Below are 17,523 nucleotides of genomic sequence, written 5' to 3'. Positions count from 1 at the left end.
CGGATCCTGCTGGTCGGGCCGTGGCGCGCCGGCTCGTCCAGCGGCGGATGCTGCAGCGCTGAACCGGCCGGCATCGGCGGCGAGCACGCCCACCGGCCTCCCGCCGAGGCGGATCGCCGCGAGGGCGACGCGGCCGGCGTCGTCCGGGCGTTGCGGTCGTCCGCCGGACCGGCCGTCGACGTCCAGCTCGTCGACCCGCGAAACACGCTCTACCTGCTTCCGGTGGTCTATCGCGATGCCCGAACCGCGGGTGTGAGCATGGTCCGTGCGGCGGTGACGGCGATACGCGCGACGACGCCGTGGACGTTGGTGGTGGACGGCAGGATCGTCAGCCGGGGGGACATGCTGGACCCGGTCGGGGCGGAACGGCGCTGTTCACCGCTCCTGGCGTGAAGATCGCTCAAAGCGGACCGATACAGTCGAGCCCGTGACGGAGGAGCCGCAGGAGTCGGTCGACCCCATCCTCGAGGAGCACGACCACCGGTCTGGCATTTGGCGAACTGGCCCGATCTGGATGGCCAGTGACCGCCGCCTGGCCAAATTCGTCGCGCGACCGATCGCGTCCTTCCTCCGGGTGGAGGTCGCCGGAGGGGTCGTGCTGCTGGCTGCGGCCGTCATCGCCCTGGTGTGGGCGAACTCACCGTTCGCTGATTCCTACCAGCAACTGTTCGAGACCGAGATCACCCTGCGCATCGGCTCGTTCGAGCTGGCCGAAGATCTGCGGCACTGGATCAACGACGCCTTGATGGTGATCTTCTTCTTCGTCGTCGGTCTCGAGATCAAATACGAGATGGTCGCGGGTGAACTGCGGGATCCTCGGGCGGCGGCGGTCCCGATCATCGCTGCATTCGGCGGCATGGCCGTTCCGGCTGCCATCTACTTGGCGTTCAACAGCGGTGGCGCCGGCGCCGACGGGTGGGGCATCCCGATGGCCACCGACATCGCATTCGCCCTGGGGGTGCTGGCCGTGCTGGGGCGGCGGATACCGGCGCCGGCCAGGGTGTTCCTGCTGACACTGGCGATCGTCGACGACATCGGTGCCATTGCCGTCATCGCCATCTTCTACACCGCTGACCTGCAGCTGCACTGGCTGGCGCTGGCGGCGGCCGGGGTCGCGGCCGTGGTGATCCTGCGCCGCATGCGGGTGTGGTCGCTCTACGTCTACATCATCCTCGGCGTGTTCGTGTGGTTCGCGATGTTCCAGTCCGGCGTGCACGCCACCATCGCCGGCGTGATCATGGGCCTGTTGACGCCGGCCAAGCCGCTACTCGACGAATCTCAGGCCCGTGCGTACGCGCGCGAATCAGCCGCCGACGAACTGACCGCCACGGAGGTACGCCGCTACCGGTTCCTGCTCGGTGAATCCGTTTCGGTCGCTGAGCGGATGGAACGGACGCTGCATCCGTGGAGCAGCTACGTGATTCTGCCCATCTTCGCGTTGGGCAATGCCGGCGTCTATCTGGGCGGTGGTGTACTCGGCGAGGCGCTCGGGTCGTCGGTCACGCTCGGAGTCGCCACCGGCCTGGTGGTCGGCAAGATCGTGGGCATCACCGTCACGTCGTGGCTCGCCGTTCGACTCAAGCTCGGCCGGCTGCCCACCGACACCGGGTGGCCGATGATGGTCGGCCTGTCCGCGGTTGCCGGTGTCGGATTCACGGTGTCGCTCTTCGTCACCGGGCTCGCCTTCGGCGACGACAGCATGTTCGCGGCCGATGCGAAGGTCGGCGTGCTGGGCGGGTCGGTGATCGCGGCGGTGCTGGGTGCGGTCGTCCTGGTCGTAGCCGCACGGCGGCGGGACTTGCACGTGCGTGGCGACAGCGGCGCAGGGGTTTCGAGTCAGCCGTCGGAGCACTCCGCGTGAACCGCTTCGCGCTGCGGGCCGTCGCGGCCCTCGTACTGTCGGTGGCCGTCGCTGCGTGTGGAGCCGACGGCGCCGGTGGCGACGACGCGGAGGAAAGCCCGTCGAGTGAGCCGACCGAGACCCGCCTCGCGTGCGACGCGCCGTGCTACGGCGACGCCGCCACCCTCGGCTCCGTGTCCGCCGATACCGCCATCGAGGTCAGCGGGATCGCGGCGAGCGTGCGCACACCTGGTGCCTATTACGTCGTCAGCGACGAGGCCGGGACGTCGCAGGTCGCCGTCGTCCAGGCCGACGGCGAGCTCGTCGGGCGTATCGAGGTGGCGGGTATGGACGCCGCCAACGCCGAGGCGCTGGAGGTGGGGCCGTGCGGCGACGCGCCGGACGAATCGTGCCTCTACGTGGGCGACATCGGCGACCACGTCGGACGCGATGATGTCGTGATCTACCGGCTCCGAGAGCCGGCTGTCGACACCGTCGATCCGGTCCCGGCCGACGCGCTGCGCTACACCTACGCCGACGGGCCGACCGATGCCGAGGCGCTCATGGTCGACGACGAGGGCCGCCCGCTGATCGTCAGCAAGGGCGAGACCGCTCGGCTCTACCACGGGCCGGCGAGCGGGGGCGTCTTCGAGCGCGTCGGCGAGATCGATCTCCCCGAGCCCGAGAACGGGCTGTTCGCCGACGTGGTCGGCAACGTCGTCACCGGCGCGTCCACGGCGTCCGGGCGGGTCCTGCTGCGCACGTACGACGAGGTTCTTGAGTACCGAGCCGAGGACGACGAAGGCGCCGACCTGACACAGTTCCCCCGCTGGTCGTGGTGGCGAGTGCCTGCGGGACTCCTGGTGCAGGCCGAGGCGATCACCTACCGCGTCGACGAATGCGGCTACCTGACGGTCTCTGAACTGACCGGAGCGATCGCCGGGGTGCCCTGCGCGGGGAACGTTCCCACATCGTCGTAACGTAGGCCCGAGCGCACCGCCCGACGTCGACTTCGCAGGAGCGAACCCCCATGCACGACAATCGCGCCCTCATCGAGAAGCGCCTGAACCGTGTCCTCAACCAACGACTCAAGCCCGCTGTGCACCGCAGCGTCGCCCCGGTCCGGCTGTCCGTGTGGCATGTGGACGGTGGACAGGGCGAACCCGTCCCACCGTCGGAGGCGTTGCCCGGCGGGCCCGCCGTCGCCGAAGGGCGCTACCAGCCCGCCGACGTGGGGCTGCGATGGGGACCGGCCTGGGGCACGTCGTGGTTTCACGTCGAAGCCTCGGTACCCGCGGAGGCGGCAGGTCGGCGCGTGGAGCTGTTCGTCGACCTCGGCTGGGAGAACCGCTTCGCCGGGTTCCAAGCCGAAGGGCTGGTGTACCGCCCGGACGGCTCGGTGGTGAAGGGTCTCAACCCCCGCAACCTCTGGGTGCCGATCGCCGACCCGGCGACCGGCGGCGAGACCGTCGACCTTTACATCGAAGCCGCGGCGAACCCGAAGGTCGACCACGGTGACACCCCGTTCGCCGCGACGCCGCTGGGCGAGAAGTCCACGGCCGGCACCGCCCCGATCTACCGCGTCAACCGGGTAGACGTCAGCGTGTTCGAGCAGGACGTGTGGGAGCTGTGGCAAGACCTCGAAGCGCTCGGCGGGCTGATGCTCGAACTTCCGGACGGTGAGCCGCGGCGCTGGCAGATTGCGCAGGCGATCGAACGCTCCCTCGACGCGCTGGACCTGCAGGACCTGGCCGGTTCGGCGGCGGCTGCACGAGAGCCGCTCCAGCCGGCGCTGGGCAAGCCGGCCAACGCCAGCGCGCACCGGATCTCTGCGATCGGGCACGCCCACATCGACTCCGCCTGGCTCTGGCCGGTGCGCGAGACCGTACGCAAGGTGGCGCGGACGACCTCCAACGTGGTGCAGCTGCTCGACGAGCACCCCGACATGGTGTACGCGATGTCGTCGGCGCAGCAGTACGAGTGGATCGAGCAGCACCGTCCCGAAGTGTTCAAGCGGGTCGCCGAGCACGTCGCCGGCGGCCGATTCGTGCCGGTCGGCGGTATGTGGGTGGAGTCTGACACCAACATGCCGGGGTCGGAGGCGATGGCGCGGCAGTTCGTCTACGGCAAGCGCTACTTCCTCGAGCGATTCGGCATCGAGACCGAGGAGGTGTGGCTGCCGGACTCGTTCGGGTACTCCGCCGCGCTGCCCCAGTTGGTCAAGCTGTCACGGTCGCGATGGTTCCTGACGCAGAAGATCTCCTGGAACAAGACCAACCCGTTCCCGCACCACACGTTCTGGTGGGAGGGCATCGACGGCACCAGGGTGTTCACGCACTTCCCGCCGATCGACACCTACAACTCCGACCTGTCCGGTCGTGAGCTCGCCCACGCGGTACGCAACTTCCGGGACAAAGGCGCGGCAACGCGGTCACTGGCGCCGTTCGGCTGGGGCGACGGTGGCGGCGGTCCGACGCGCGAGATGATCGCGCAGGCTCACCGCACCGCCGACCTCGAGGGTTCGCCGCGGGTCGCCATCGAGAGCCCGGCGGCGTTCTTCACGGCGGCCGAGGACGAGTACGCCGCCGCGGCACCAGTGTGGGCTGGTGAGCTGTATCTCGAGATCCACCGTGCCACGTACACGTCGCAAGCCAAGACCAAGCAGGGCAACCGGCGCAGTGAGCATCTGCTGCACGAGGCGGAGCTGTGGTCCGCGGCCGCGGCGGTTCACGGCCTGGTCGACTACCCGTACGACGACCTGGAACGGATCTGGAAGCTGGTCCTGCTCAACCAGTTCCACGACATCCTGCCCGGCTCGTCCATCGCGTGGGTGCATCGGGAAGCTCGCGACGCCTATGCGAGCGTGACCGCCGAACTCGAGACGATCGTCGAGACCGCCCAGAACGCCCTGGCCCGGGCATCGTCGGCCGATGGCGGCAGCGACACGGTGGTGTTCAACGCTGCGCCCCACGAGCGCCACGGTGTCCCGGCGTTCGGCGCGGGGGTCGCAGCCGCGGCCGAGCCGGTGCGGTGCGCGCCGGTGGATGACGGGTACGTGCTGGACAACGGCGTGCTACGGGTCGTCGTGGACGAGCGCGGACTGCTGACATCGGTGTTCGACGTGGGCGCGGACCGGGAGGTTCTCGCGTCCGGTTCCGTGGGCAACCTGCTGCAACTGCATCCGGACCTGCCGAACGAGTGGGACGCCTGGGACGTCGACGAGTTCTACCGCAACACCGTCGTCGACCTCGTCGACGTGGACGAGTTGAGCCTGGTGGCCGACGGCTCGTCCGGAATCGCCACCGTCCGCGTGGCGCGCAGCTTCGGCGCGTCGACGGTCGTGCAGCACATCAGCCTGTCCGCGGGCGCCCGGCGCGTCGACATCAGCACCGACGTCGACTGGCACGAACGCGAGAAGTTCCTCAAGGCCGCCTTCGGCCTCGACATCCGAGCCGGCCAGGCGGCGTACGAGACGCAGTTCGGACACCACTACCGCCCGACTCACGAGAACACCTCGTGGGACGCCGCCAAGTTCGAGGTGTGCGCACACCGGTTCGTTCACCTCGAGGAGCCGGGCTATGGCATCGCGCTGGTGAACGACTCCACCTACGGCCACGACGTCCGGCGGGCGGTGACACCGGGCGGCGACACGACGACGACCGTGCGGTTGTCGCTGCTCCGCGCGCCGCGGTTCCCCGACCCCGAGACCGACCAGGGTGCGCACACGCTGCGCTACGCGTTGGTGCCGGGAGCCGGCATCGACGACGCCGTCCGTGAGGGCTACGCCATCAACCTGCCCGAGCGCGTCACCGGCGGTGCAGCAGTCGAGCCCCTGGTGACGGTGAACGGCGACGGCGTCGTCGTCTCAGCGGTCAAGTTGGCCGACGACCGCACCGGCGACGTCGTGGTCCGCCTGTACGAGGCCCGCGGCGGCCGGGCGACGGCGACGTTGACCGCAGCCTTCGACGTCACGGCGGTGGAGGAGACGGATCTGCTGGAGCGCCCGTTCGAACGCGATGCGCTGCAGGGCGTAGACGAGGGGCAGGTGTCGCTGCGGCTGCGCCCGTTCCAGATCGTGACGCTGCGGTTGCGGCGCTGACGGCGCTGACGTCCGGAACGCGCTGGCCAGGAGCCGAGCGGGTCAGGGGCCGAGCTGCTTGCGGCCCCTGGCTCGCAACCGGCGCCGCTGCGACGGGTCGAGCATCAGATAGCCGGCCACGGGGATGCCCACCACGATGAGGACAAAGACCCAGAAGGGCAGCAGCCACAAGGCGATGAGTGCCGCCGCGGCTCCGCCGATGATGACTTTGTTGTTCATGTCCGTTCCTCTCCTGGGTGCCTTTCACGTCCATTGTCCTCCTTGACGCGCCGTGGTGCCTCCACCCACGGGTGGGAGCGTCCCTTACGGGGGCTCACCAGGCGGACCAGGCTTCGCGCTGTCGGTGCGGCGCGGTAACGTCTGGCCTCGATGAAGGTCGTCGTGGTAAATGAGACCCGGGAGCACGAGCGCCGGGTGGCGCTGGTTCCTGAGCTCGTCGGCCGGTTGACCGGTGCGGGGCTCGAGGTCGTGGTCGAGTCCGGCGCCGGCCGGGCAGCCCGCTTCCCGGACAGCGCGTACGAAGACGCCGGTGCCCGCATCGCGAGCACGGACGTCCTTGACGGCGCCGACGTCGTCCTGTCGGTTCAGCCGCTCGAGCCCAGCCGGATGGCACAGCTGAGCAACGGTGCCATGACCGTGTCCTTCTTGCCCGCCACCCAGGAGCTCGACGTCGTCCGCGCCGCGCGCGACGCGTCGGTCACCTCGTTCTCCGTCGAGCTGGTGCCACGTATCTCTCGCGCTCAGTCCATGGATGCACTGACGTCGCAGGCGCTGGTGGCCGGTTACCGTGCCGTGCTGATCGCGGCCGAACGCCTGCCCCGGTTCTTCCCGCTGTCCATGACGGCCGCGGGCACGGTACCGCCGGCAGAGGTGCTCGTCCTCGGTGCCGGTGTCGCCGGACTGCAGGCCATCGCCACCGCGCGCCGGCTCGGCGCCCGAGTCGCGGCGTACGACGTGCGCGCCGCGGCAGCCGAAGAAATCCGCAGTCTCGGTGCGCAGTTCGTCGACCTCGAGCTGCCCAGTCTGGAAGGATCCGGCGGCTACGCACGCGAGATGACCGAAGAACGCGCCCAGCTGCAGCGCGATCTGCTCGCCCCCCACGTGTCCGCCTCCGACGTCGTCATCACCACGGCTGCTGTGCCCGGGCGCGCCGCGCCGCTGCTGGTGGAGCGCGCCGCCGTCGAGGCGATGCGGCCCGGCAGCGTGGTCGTCGACCTCGCTGCCGAGTCCGGCGGCAATGTCGAGGGCAGCCAGCCCGGCCTCGAGCACGAGGTCGGCGAGGCGCTGTTGATCGGTGGGCGCAACGTGCCGAGTCAGCTTCCCGTCCATGCCAGCCGCCTCTACGCGGCCAATCTCGTGAACCTGCTGTTGCTGATGACCTCCGACGGCAAGGTGACGCCGGACTTCGACGACGAGATCGTCGACGCCGCATGCGTCACCCACGACGGCACCGTCCGGCTCGAGACGGTGCGCGAAGCGTTGGGAGAGGGGAGCTGATGGATCCGTCCATCGCACTGCTGACGATCTTCGTCCTCGCCGTCTTCACCGGGTACGAGGTCGTGTCCAAGGTGTCGTCGACCCTGCACACGCCTCTGATGTCCGGCGCCAACGCCATTCACGGCATCATCCTGGTCGGTGCGGTCATCGTCGCTGGCCAGGCCGACGGCGCGGGTGAGCTGATCGTCGGGCTGGTCGCCGTCGTCCTGGCCACGCTGAATCTCGTTGGTGGCTTCGTGGTGACCGACCGGATGCTCGAGATGTTCCGGGCGAAGAAGGCCCCGCAGCAGGTCGAAGCGGGAGGCGCCGAGTGATCCCCGTCTGGGCGCAACTGACGTATCTCGGCGCCGCGGCGTGCTTCGTGCTCGCTTTGAAGGGGCTGTCGTCGCCGCGCACCGCCCGGGCGGGCAACCTGCTCGGTGCCGCCGCGGCACTGGTCGCGATGGTCGTGACGTTCATCGTCTACGACCTCGACCACCTGGGACTGATCCTCGCCGCCATCGCCGTGGGATGCATCATCGGCGTCCCTGCGGCCCGGCGGGTCGCCATGACGGCCATGCCGCAGTTGGTGGCGCTGTTCAACGGCGTCGGCGGCGCGGCGGCCGGTTTGGTGGCTTACCTCGAGCTGTCCGCTGCACCTACGGTGTTTCCGCTGGCGGCGGGCGTCGCCACGGTCGCCGTGGGCGGTGTCGCGTTCAGCGGCTCGGTCATCACGTTCCTCAAGCTGCAGGAACTCATCACCACTCGGCCCGTCACCCCGCCGGCCGGTCCGGTGCTGTTCGCGGCGTCGTTGGTCGTCACCGTGGTCCTCGGCGTCATCGTGTATGCCGACGGCGGCGGCGCGGGCTGGCTCGGTGCGCTGCTCGGTCTGGTGGCCCTGGTCGTCGGCGTGCTGCTGGTCCTGCCGGTCGGCGGCGCCGACGTCCCCATCGTGATCTCGTTGCTGAACGCGTTCACCGGCATGGCCGTGGCCGCCAGCGGTTACGTCCTTGGCAACGCGCTGCTGTTGATCGGCGGCACGCTCGTCGGTGCGAGCGGCTCCATCCTGACCCGGCTCATGGCTCAGGCGATGGGCCGCTCCGTGGTGTCGATCCTGTTCGGGGCGTTCAAGGGCGGCTCGACGGCCGGTGGGGGTGCGGTGTCCGAGCGGCCCGTCCGCTCCGCCGGCGCCGACGACATCGCGATCATGCTGGCCTACGCCCGCCGCGTCATCGTGGTACCCGGGTACGGGCTCGCCGTCGCCCAAGCCCAGCACACGGTGCACGAGCTCGTGGAGCTGCTCGAGAAGCGCGGCGTCGAGACCGCTTATGCCATCCATCCGGTCGCCGGCCGGATGCCGGGACACATGAACGTCCTGCTCGCCGAGGCCAACGTGCCGTACGAGCAACTGCTCGAAATGGAGACCGCCAACGGGCAGCTGCGCACGGCTGACGTGGCGCTCGTGGTCGGCGCCAACGACGTCGTCAACCCCGCCGCGCGGACCTCGCCCGGCTCGCCGATCTACGGCATGCCGATCCTCGACGTCGACCACGCCGCCGCGGTCGTGTTCATGAAGCGCTCCATGCGTCCGGGCTTCGCCGGCATCGAGAACGAGTTGCTGTACGACCCGCGCACCACCTTGCTGTTCGGCGATGCCAAAGCGTCGCTGACCGCACTGGTCTCCGCCGTCAAGGCGCTCTAGCCGTTATTCGCGCGCCCCCGGTTATTCACGCGCCGCGGTTGTGCGCCGACATCACGAGGGTTCTTGCGACATCACCCGGGGTGTCAGCATCGGGCGCAGCAGATCGCCTCTGGGTGCCTACGATTTCCCATGCTCAACTGCAGCGGAGCGGCGGTGCTGTGGCTGATCGGGGTAGCTGGGCGCCTCTGGTCAACGATCATGAGCAGTCTGCGGCGTTATCGCGCCGTGGGTGTCTCATGATCTCCGTAGGCACGGCCAGTTCGCGCCATTGTCTCATGATCACCCATACCGCGAGATCATGAGCAGTTTGCGGCGTCATCGCGCCGCAGATGGCTCATGATCTTCGTGGGCGCGGCGCGCACGGGGATGCGGCGTGACAGGGCGCGGCTGGGGTCAGTCGACGACACCGTAGAGCCGGTCGCCGGCGTCGCCGAGTCCGGGGACGATGTAGCCCTTCTCGTTCAGTCGCTCGTCGACGGCGGCGGTCACGACCGTCACCGGAATCTGCAGCTCGGTCGTGCGCTGCTTCAACAGCTCCAGGCCCTCGGGCGCGACGAGCAGGCAGACGGCGGTGATGTGGTCGGCTCCGCGGTCAGCGAGGAACTGCACGGCCGCGGCCAGGGTGCCGCCGGTGGCGAGCATCGGGTCCAGCACGTAACACTGGCGGCCGGTGAGGTCGTCGGGCAGGCGACGCGCATAGGTCGTGGCCTGCAGCGTCTCGTCGTCACGGATCATGCCCACGAATCCGATCTCGGCGGTGGGCAACAGCCGGGCCATGCCGTCGAGCATGCCCAGCCCGGCGCGCAGGATCGGCACCACCAGCGGCTTGGGTGCGCTGAGTTTGGCGCCCCTGGCTGGAGCGACCGGCGTTTCGACCTCGACCTCGTCGACGCGGGCGTCGCGGGTGGCCTCGTAAGCCAGCAGCGTCACCAGCTCGTCGGCAAGGCGGCGGAACGTCGGAGAATCGGTCTTGGCGTTGCGCAGCACAGTGAGCTTGTGCGCGACGAGCGGGTGGTCGACGGCCAGCAGACGCATGCGAGGAACCTATCTGAATGCTGGTTCGCTCTCGACCATCCGCCCCTGCTGGTGCTAGCGTCGCGCTGGGTGCAGGGGTTGCGTCTGAGGAGGAGGCCAGATGCTTGAGGGCACTGTTGTCGAGTCGGCGGGCTCGAATGCAGACGATCCCCCGTATCTCGGCGGTGAGCTGGTCGCAGACCCGGCCCGGCTGCGCCAACGTGCAGTTTTCCTTCGAGAGTTGGCCCAAGCGCGGGCCTTGCTCGCCCGCACCAGCGTCGGAGCATCCGACGCCTTCGGCGCCCTGAACGGCGCCACCTTCCGGTTTCCCCGGACTCGATAGTCACGCGTGCCTGCGCCTTTCAGCGCGACCGACGTGGCCCTGATGCGCGAGGCCTTGGCTGAGGGCGCACGAGCGGTCGAGACCGGGGACGTCCCCGTCGGGGCCTTGGTCATCGGTGCCGACGGCACGATCTTGGGGCGTGGGCGGAACCGGCGCGAGGCCGACCGTGACCCGACCGCGCATGCCGAAATCCTCGCGTTGCGGGCGGCGGCAGCCGAGGTCGGTACCTGGCGCCTCGATGACGCCAGCTTGATCGTGACTCTGGAGCCGTGCCCGATGTGCGCCGGCGCGTTGGTGCTGGCCCGGATTCGCCGGCTCGTCTACGGCGCCATCGATCCCAAAGGCGGCGCCGTGGGCTCGCTGTGGGACCTCGTGCGTGATCGCCGGCTCAACCACCGTCCCGAAGTCGTCGCGGGTGTCCTGGCCGACGAGTGCGCGAGCATGCTCAGCGACTTCTTCACTGCGCACCGCCCGCCTGCCTGACGGCGAAACCCCGGCGGAATATGTCGCCGGGGTCGCCCGTTGAGATGTATGCAAACGCATATATTCGGGAAGGCCACGCCATGCAGTTCGGAATCATGTCGGTCAGCGACATCACGCGCGACCCGGTCACCGGCATCACGCCCAGTGAGGCCGAACGGATCGACGCGGTGGTGAAGATCGCCCTGAAGGCCGAGGAGGTCGGCCTGGACGTGTTCGCGATCGGTGAGCACCACAATCCGCCGTTCTTCTCGTCGTCACCGACGACCCTGCTCGCGCACATCGCGGCGCAGACGAAGCGGTTGATCCTGTCGACCTCGACCACGCTCATCACGACCAACGACCCGGTGCGCATCGCCGAGGAGTACGCGATGCTGCAGCACTTGGCCAAGGGCCGGATGGACCTCATGCTCGGCCGAGGAAACACCGCGCCGGTGTATCCGTGGTTCGGTCAGGACATCCGCCAGGGGCTTCCGCTGGCGCTGGAGAACTACAACCTGCTGCACCGGTTGTGGCGGGAAGACGTCGTCGACTGGGAGGGACGGTTCCGCACTCCGCTGTCCGGCTTCACCTCGACGCCGCGACCCCTCGACGACGTGCCGCCATTCGTCTGGCACGGTTCGATCCGCACGCCGGAGATCGCCGAGCAGGCTGCCTATTACGGCAACGGGTTCTTCGCCAACAACATCTTCTGGCCAAAAGAGCACTACATGCGCCTGATCAGGTTCTACCGGCAACGGTTTGCGCACTACGGCCACGGCACCGAGAAGCAGGCCATCGTCGGCCTCGGCGGTCAGGCGTACATCGCGAAGCGGTCCCAGGACGCCTGGAACGAGTTCCGGCCCTACTTCAACGAGGCGCCGGTCTACGGTCACGGCCCGACCCTGGAGGACTTCACCGAGATGACGCCGCTGACGGTCGGCAGCCCGCAGGAAGTCATCGACAAGACGCTGACGTTCCGGGAGCACTTCGGCGACTACCAGCGACAGCTCTTCCTCGCCGATCACGCCGGCCTGCCGCTGTCGAAGGTCCTCGACCAGCTCGAACTGCTTGGCGGCGAGGTGGTGCCGGTGCTGCGCAAGGAGACCGAGGCCCGGCGCGACCCTGAGACGGCTCCGCCCCCGACGCACGAGCTGCTGGTCAAGGCCAAGTACGGTGACCGGCCCCCGCGCCAGCCGCGGCCGAACCCCAACCGCGGCGACAACGTCACCGGTGGTTCGCCGTACCAGGACACCGAGGACTTGGCCGCGTCGAGTTCGTCGAGCCTGTGATGCAACCCGACACCGCCCTGGCCAACCACGCCTGGGAAGCCTTGCTCTCGGCGCACGCGGTCGTGATGAAGGAACTCGCCGACGACGACATCTGGCAGCAGATCTCGATGCGCGAGTACGACGTGCTGTACACGCTGTCCAAGCATCCCGAGCCGCTGCGCCTCGGCGAGCTGAACCGGCACGTGTTGCTCAGTCAGCCGGCGCTGTCGCGCATGGTCGACCGGCTGGCCGCCCGCGGGCTGGTTCAACGCTCGGTCGACCCTGCCGACGCGCGAAGCATCCGCGTGTCGCTGACCGAGGAAGGACGGGACCGCCAACGTGAGATCGGGCGGATGCACGCCCGCGGCGTCGCCCGCGCCGTGACCGCCCGGCTCACGCCCGACCAGCTGCGTCACCTCACCGTGCTGTGTCGCGAACTCGCCGGGCCGCGCCCCGGCACCCCGAACCACCACCCGACGACAACGATGTATGAGGATGTTCGCTCGTGACCGCATCGCAGAATTCGCCCCCGTTCAAGCTCGTCGTGGTCAACGCCGGAACCAGCGATCCGTCGACCACTTTGATGCTGGCCAACCGGATCACCGGCCGGGTCGCCGCCTTCGCCGAAGAGAGCGGGCGTTCGGTCAGCACCACCGTGATCGACCTGCGGGAGCTGTCGTCCGAGATCTCCGTGGCCCTCGTGTCGCAGCACATCGGGCCGAAGCTCACGAAGGCGATCGACGCGCTGGGTGAGGCCGACGGGCTCATCGCGTCGGCGCCGGTGTACAAGGCCGGGCCGAGCGGGCTGTTCACGTCGTTCTTCCACGTGTTGGACAACGACCTGCTGATCGCCACGCCGACGGTACTCGCCGCTACGGCCGGCACCGCCCGGCACGCGCTGGTGGTCGACGACCAGATGCGGGCGCTGTTCGCCTTCCTGCGCACGTTGACCACGCCCACGTCGGTGTTCGCCGCTCCGGAGGACTGGAACGACCCGGGCTTGACGACCCGCATCGACCGGACGGCCTTCGAGTTGTTCACGTTGATGAACTCGGGTGTCGGTCGCACGATTCGCGACGAGTCCTGGCGCAATTACCAGCACGAGTTCGGTAGCGCCGGCGGCACGGAGCTGTCCATCGACCTGGACTCGGACATGATGAAGCTCGCCGCGGGCGGCTCGGCAGCCGGCGGTGGGCCGCAATGACCCCTGGCCTGCTGCCGGTCCGTCCCGGACTGTGCTCGGTCACGTTCCGCGCCGAAACCGCCGAAACCGTCGCCGCTGCAGCCGCCGATGCCGGGCTCGAATCCATCGAGTGGGGCGCTGACGTGCACGCACCGGACCCGCGGACCGCTGAGCAGGTCGCCGCCCTGAGCGATCGACACGGCCTCGTGGTGGCCTCGTACGGCGCGTACTACCGTCTCGGTGAGAATCCCGAGTCGTTCCCTGCGGTGCTGGACTCGGCCGTCGCGCTGGGTGCGCCGCGGATCCGCGTCTGGGCTGGCTCCGTGGAACGCCACGATGCCGACGACGCCGTGGTGGCGGCGGTGATCGACGACGCGCGACGTGTCGGTGATCTCGCCGGCGCGGTCGGGGTCCGGATCGGGCTCGAGTTCCACCGCGGAACCCTGACGTCCACGGCCGAGTCGGCCACGCAGTTGCTCAAGGCGATCGCGCACCCTCAGGTCGGCACGTACTGGCAGCCGTCAGTCGGGCTGACCGACGACGATGCGTTGGCCGAGCTCGATGCGGTGTACGACTGGCTGGAGGCCCTGCACGTGTTCTCGTGGTGGCCGCGAACCGAGCGGCTGCCGTTGTCGGCGCGGGCGGAGCTGTGGCGTCGGGCGCTGACCCGCGCGGGTGCCGACGGCCTCCGCCGCGATGCGTTGCTCGAGTTCGTGGCGGGTGACGACCTGTCCGTGCTCCCGCGCGAAGCCGAGGCGCTTCGCCAGCTCGCCGCCGGCTGAGAACCCCACCCCCGATGATCGACGGGGATTTCGCGCAGCCGTGCAGCGTCCGGTACCCTCGTCCGCGGTAGCGTGTCCGAGCGGCCTAAGGAGCACGCCTCGAAAGCGTGTGTGGGGGCAACTCCACCGTGGGTTCAAATCCCACCGCTACCGCCATGCGGTCGAGCCCGTCCCGGTTCCGGGGCGGGCTCGAGTGCGTTCAGCCGGTCACCGGTTCGCACGGCGGCACGCCGCTCGGTGTCGCCAGCGGAGCGCCGGGCTTGGCCATGGCTTTGAACGCCTGCCCGAGCACCAGATCCACCGTGGCCTCGGTCCGGTCGTCGGGGACGAACACGGCCCCTGGAACCGTGGCTGCGACGACCATGGCGGCCGGCTGATGGGCGGTGTTGGACCGGACTTCGGCGGTGTGCTCGATGGTCTTGTCCAGCGGATCGTTGTCGACGTCCACGACGACGAACCCGCGATCGCGCATCTTGTCACCGATCGATGCGGCCAACCCCGCACGGCTCGTCGAGTTGTAGATGTTGACCTGGATGTCGGCGGGCGCGGGTGGATCGGCCGGAGCACCGGGAGCGCAGGTCTTGCCTGACGTGGGCGCAGCAACCTGTTCGGATTGGTCGATCACGTTGTTCCAGCTGTACCAGGCCGCGCCCACCACGAAGCCGACCAAGACCAACAACGTCACCGACGTGCGGATCCGCTTCCAACGTCGCCGCCGTGCAGCCGGATCGACCGCCCGCTCCTCCGCTGGCATGTCACCTCCGTTTCGCCGCTCTCGTCCGGTAACACTGCAGCTTAATGGCGTGAACGGGCTGCCGCTGCCCCGTCAGGCATCCGGCTTGGACAGGACGAGAACGCGAGCATGGATGACCGGGCGCTGTTGCAGCGCCGCACGGAGGGCTCGATGCAATCCGTCTTCGAGATACAACTCCCCTTGCCATTCGACGACGTGGGCGAACAGGTCGCCGTAGAACGTCGAGTCGTCAGCCAGCAGGGTTTCCAAGTCGAGGGTCCGCTTGGTGGTGACCAATTCGTCCAGGCGGATCTGTCGCGGCGGGAGTTCGGACCAGTCACGCAGCTCGGTGCCATGTTCGGGATACGGCCTGCTGTCTCCCACCCGCTTGAAAATCACCCAGGGCAGTCTAGAGGTTGGCGCCGTTTCATGTCGGCGACATCACTGGGCGGGCGGGTTGCTGCCGCGGTTGCTGACCGCGGCGATCAACCGGTCGTCCACCAGACCGTAGATGACGGTGCCGAGCCAGACGATGAGCGTGGCGTAGATCCAGGTCCCGACGCCTTCGATGGAGAACTGGGCGCTGGAGGTCACCAGTTCGGTGAGCAGCAACCCGACCCAGACGAGGGCCACGCCGCCGAGGAACGTCGCCGCCGAGACGTACTTGCGAGCCAGTGCGGTCATCACTCCGCGCAGCAGCATGGTGAACACCGTGAACAACACCGTGCCGATGATCCACCCGACGAAGGTGAGATTGAACTTGTCGAGCAGAAGGGCCGCGATCATCAACAACACGCCGTGTGCAGCGAGCGCCAGCACGAGCCGGACGAGCCACGTCACGATGATCACCTCGGCCGCGGCGGGAATCGTCGATCCAACCGCTCGTCCAGGGCGATGGCAGCGTCGATCAGCGCCAGATGCGTGAACGCTTGCGGGAAATTGCCGATCTGCTCGCCGGTGAGTGCGATCTCCTCGGAGTACAGGCCGACATGGTTGGCGTAGGTCAGCATCTTCTCGAATGTGACCCGGGCCTGGTCGAGCTGGCCGGACCGAGCCAGTGCCTCGACGTAGGCGAAGGTGCACAGCGAGAAGGTCCCCTCCGAGCCTTGCAGTCCGTCGGGTGAGGCCTCGGGGTCGTAGCGGTAGACCAGGCTGTCGGTCACCAGTTCGTCGCCCATGGCTTCCAGCGTCGACAGCCACATCGGGTCTGTGGGGGTGACGAACCCCACCGTGGGCATTCGCAGGAGTGACGCGTCGAGAACGTCGTTGCGGTAGTGCTGGCGGAAGGCCCGGCGGGTCGGGCTCCAGCCGCGTTCCATCACCTGGTCGTAGATCGCGTCGCGCTGTTCGCGCCACGTGTCCAGCGGGGCCGGGCGCCCGGTCTCCGTCGCCAGTCGGACGCCCCGGTCGAGGGCGACCCAGTTCATCAGTCGGCCGTAGGTGAAGTCCTCGCGTCCGCCGCGGGTCTCCCAGATGCCCTCGTCGGGTTGGTCCCAGTTGTCCGCGACCCAGTTGAGCACGTCGCACAGCCGCTGCCACCCGTGGTGTCCGGCCCGCAGCCCGTGTGAGTGGGCGACGTAGAGGCTGTCGACCGCTTCGCCGTAGATGTCGAGCTGGAGTTGATCGGCGGCTCCGTTACCGATCCGCACCGGCCGCGACCCGCGGTACCCCTCCCAGTCTTCGAGGGTCTCCTCGTCCAGCTCGCTCGACCCGTCGACGCGGTACATGATGTGCAGCGGGCTGCCAGCGCGGGTGCCGTGTTCCTCCAGGCGGTCGCGCATCCACCGGCCCAGCGCCGCGGCCTCGTCGCGGAAGCCCAGGCCGAGCAATGAGTAGACGGAGAACGACGCGTCGCGGATCCACGTGTAGCGGTAATCCCAGTTGCGCTCGCCGCCGATCTGTTCGGGCAGCCCGGCTGTCGGCGCGGCGACGAGCCCGCCGCTCGGCGCGTACGTCAAGAGTTTCAGCGTGATCGCGGATCGGTCCACCGACTCTCGCCACCGACCTGTGTACGTGGACTGGCCCAGCCAGCTCTCCCAGTAGCCCACCGCTTCGTCGAACAGCTGTCGCGCTTCGGCGACGCGGATGTCTCGCGGCGGCCCCGTCGTGCCTGTCTCCACGACGATGCCCCGCATCTGTCCGGCCCGGAGCGTGATGTCGGCACGGACGTCGCCGTCGTGAACCTCGAATCGGCCGAGACGTTCGTCGCCGGGCTCGCGCACGGCATGCAGCGTCATCGACGTACCGCCACGCCCCTCGAACACGGCGCCGCTCTGGCTGAGGTGCACGTCGTGCGCCTGCCGGCCGTAGTCGAATCGGGGTGCCACCTCGGCGGAGAAGGTCATCTCGCCGCGAACGCATCGGATCATCCGCACGATGCGCCGCTGGTCGGTGGCCACCTCGCCGCTGACCGGCATGAAGTCGACGACCTCGCCGACGCCGGCCTCGGTCATGTAGCGCGTGACGAGGATCGCGGTGTCGGGGAAGTACAACTGCTTGGTGGTGAAGATCATCTGGCTCGGCCGGATCCAGAAATGACCACCGCGCTGCTGGTCGAGCAGGGCACCGAAGATGCTGGGCGAGTCGAACCTCGGCGCGCAGAACCAGTCGATCGATCCGTC

At 68.8% G+C, this 17,523-nt stretch carries 19 protein-coding genes and 1 tRNA gene; 14 read left to right on the top strand and 6 right to left on the bottom strand.

All coding sequences use genetic code 11. The features are described 5' to 3' along the window. The 4 genes from M6444_RS07595 to M6444_RS07580 all read left to right on the top strand — a co-directional run. On the top strand, nt 1–393 hold a 393-nt coding region (locus tag M6444_RS07595), incomplete at its 5' end, for a hypothetical protein (protein WP_298325087.1). Nucleotides 394–427: 34 nt separating this feature from the next. Beyond that, nucleotides 428–1,861 (top strand): Na+/H+ antiporter NhaA, encoded by a 1,434-nt coding sequence (gene nhaA, locus M6444_RS07590; RefSeq protein ID WP_298325085.1) that lies wholly within the window; start codon nt 428–430, stop codon nt 1,859–1,861. Beyond that, on the top strand, nt 1,858–2,820 hold the full coding sequence (locus tag M6444_RS07585; RefSeq protein WP_298325083.1) for a hypothetical protein: 963 nt from the start codon (nt 1,858–1,860) through the stop codon (nt 2,818–2,820). Before nhaA ends, M6444_RS07585 begins: the two co-directional genes overlap by 4 nt. 50 nt (nt 2,821–2,870) lie before the next feature. Then, a complete protein-coding gene (locus M6444_RS07580) occupies nt 2,871–5,939 on the top strand; it encodes a glycoside hydrolase family 38 C-terminal domain-containing protein (protein ID WP_298325080.1) in 3,069 nt (1,022 codons plus the stop codon). A 42-nt stretch (nt 5,940–5,981) separates the two neighbouring features. Here the strand turns inward: M6444_RS07580 and M6444_RS07575 are convergent, their stop codons facing one another. Then, on the bottom strand, nt 5,982–6,158 hold the full coding sequence (locus M6444_RS07575; protein ID WP_298325077.1) for a hypothetical protein: 177 nt from the start codon (nt 6,156–6,158) through the stop codon (nt 5,982–5,984). Nucleotides 6,159–6,308: 150 nt separating this feature from the next. Here M6444_RS07575 and M6444_RS07570 point away from each other — a divergent pair, with 150 nt between their 5' ends. From M6444_RS07570 to M6444_RS07560, 3 genes are read left to right on the top strand one after another with little or no spacing between them, the layout of a single operon-like run. Continuing rightward, the gene (locus M6444_RS07570) at nt 6,309–7,436 is read left to right on the top strand and encodes an NAD(P) transhydrogenase subunit alpha (protein ID WP_298325072.1); all 1,128 of its coding nucleotides are present in this window, start codon (nt 6,309–6,311) and stop codon (nt 7,434–7,436) included. Then, complete coding sequence (locus tag M6444_RS07565; protein ID WP_298325069.1) at nt 7,436–7,750, top strand: NAD(P) transhydrogenase subunit alpha; 315 nt, start codon at nt 7,436–7,438, stop codon at nt 7,748–7,750. The genes M6444_RS07570 and M6444_RS07565 overlap by 1 nt, the downstream gene beginning before the upstream one ends. Continuing rightward, on the top strand, nt 7,747–9,117 hold the full coding sequence (locus M6444_RS07560) for an NAD(P)(+) transhydrogenase (Re/Si-specific) subunit beta (protein ID WP_298325066.1): 1,371 nt from the start codon (nt 7,747–7,749) through the stop codon (nt 9,115–9,117). Before M6444_RS07565 ends, M6444_RS07560 begins: the two co-directional genes overlap by 4 nt. A gap of 393 nt (nt 9,118–9,510) precedes the next feature. On the opposite strand, the gene upp is transcribed toward M6444_RS07560, so the two are convergent. After that, nucleotides 9,511–10,152 carry a uracil phosphoribosyltransferase gene (upp, locus tag M6444_RS07555; RefSeq protein ID WP_298325063.1) on the bottom strand — a complete coding sequence of 214 codons (642 nt, stop codon included), beginning with the start codon at nt 10,150–10,152 and terminating at the stop codon, nt 9,511–9,513. Nucleotides 10,153–10,252: 100 nt separating this feature from the next. Between upp and M6444_RS07550 the strand changes: the two genes are divergently transcribed. The 7 genes from M6444_RS07550 to M6444_RS07520 all read left to right on the top strand — a co-directional run bounded on the left by M6444_RS07550 (nt 10,253) and on the right by M6444_RS07520 (nt 14,325). Next, a complete protein-coding gene (locus M6444_RS07550) occupies nt 10,253–10,474 on the top strand; it encodes a hypothetical protein (protein WP_298325060.1) in 222 nt (73 codons plus the stop codon). Nucleotides 10,475–10,480: 6 nt separating this feature from the next. Further along, the gene (tadA, locus tag M6444_RS07545; protein WP_298325057.1) at nt 10,481–10,957 is read left to right on the top strand and encodes a tRNA adenosine(34) deaminase TadA; all 477 of its coding nucleotides are present in this window, start codon (nt 10,481–10,483) and stop codon (nt 10,955–10,957) included. Between the two features lie 80 nt (nt 10,958–11,037). Then, nucleotides 11,038–12,225 carry an LLM class flavin-dependent oxidoreductase gene (locus M6444_RS07540; protein ID WP_298325054.1) on the top strand — a complete coding sequence of 396 codons (1,188 nt, stop codon included), beginning with the start codon at nt 11,038–11,040 and terminating at the stop codon, nt 12,223–12,225. Further along, nucleotides 12,225–12,713, top strand: coding sequence for a MarR family transcriptional regulator (locus M6444_RS07535; RefSeq protein WP_298325051.1), 489 nt, complete (start codon nt 12,225–12,227; stop codon nt 12,711–12,713). The genes M6444_RS07540 and M6444_RS07535 overlap by 1 nt, the downstream gene beginning before the upstream one ends. After that, a complete protein-coding gene (locus M6444_RS07530) occupies nt 12,710–13,408 on the top strand; it encodes a CE1759 family FMN reductase (protein WP_298325048.1) in 699 nt (232 codons plus the stop codon). Before M6444_RS07535 ends, M6444_RS07530 begins: the two co-directional genes overlap by 4 nt. Next, the gene (locus M6444_RS07525) at nt 13,405–14,169 is read left to right on the top strand and encodes a TIM barrel protein (protein WP_298325045.1); all 765 of its coding nucleotides are present in this window, start codon (nt 13,405–13,407) and stop codon (nt 14,167–14,169) included. Before M6444_RS07530 ends, M6444_RS07525 begins: the two co-directional genes overlap by 4 nt. 66 nt (nt 14,170–14,235) lie before the next feature. After that, nucleotides 14,236–14,325 (top strand) — tRNA-Ser (locus M6444_RS07520). A 43-nt stretch (nt 14,326–14,368) separates the two neighbouring features. Here M6444_RS07520 and M6444_RS07515 read toward each other — a convergent pair. The 4 genes from M6444_RS07515 to M6444_RS07500 form a co-directional block, all read right to left on the bottom strand. Further along, nucleotides 14,369–14,923: a LytR C-terminal domain-containing protein gene (locus M6444_RS07515; protein ID WP_298325042.1), complete on the bottom strand. Its 555-nt coding sequence runs from the start codon at nt 14,921–14,923 to the stop codon at nt 14,369–14,371. A gap of 72 nt (nt 14,924–14,995) precedes the next feature. Next, complete coding sequence (locus M6444_RS07510; protein WP_298325039.1) at nt 14,996–15,301, bottom strand: type II toxin-antitoxin system VapB family antitoxin; 306 nt, start codon at nt 15,299–15,301, stop codon at nt 14,996–14,998. Between the two features lie 42 nt (nt 15,302–15,343). Further along, nucleotides 15,344–15,742: a hypothetical protein gene (locus tag M6444_RS07505; RefSeq protein ID WP_298325036.1), complete on the bottom strand. Its 399-nt coding sequence runs from the start codon at nt 15,740–15,742 to the stop codon at nt 15,344–15,346. Nucleotides 15,743–15,747: 5 nt separating this feature from the next. Continuing rightward, nucleotides 15,748–17,523: glycoside hydrolase family 15 protein (locus M6444_RS07500; protein WP_298325034.1), on the bottom strand; the 1,776-nt coding region annotated here is incomplete at its 5' end.

This window comes from Haloactinopolyspora sp., assembly GCF_027324685.1.
Classification (GTDB): Bacteria; Actinomycetota; Actinomycetes; order Jiangellales; family Jiangellaceae; genus Haloactinopolyspora.
This window is presented reverse-complemented; position numbering and strand designations above follow the sequence as displayed.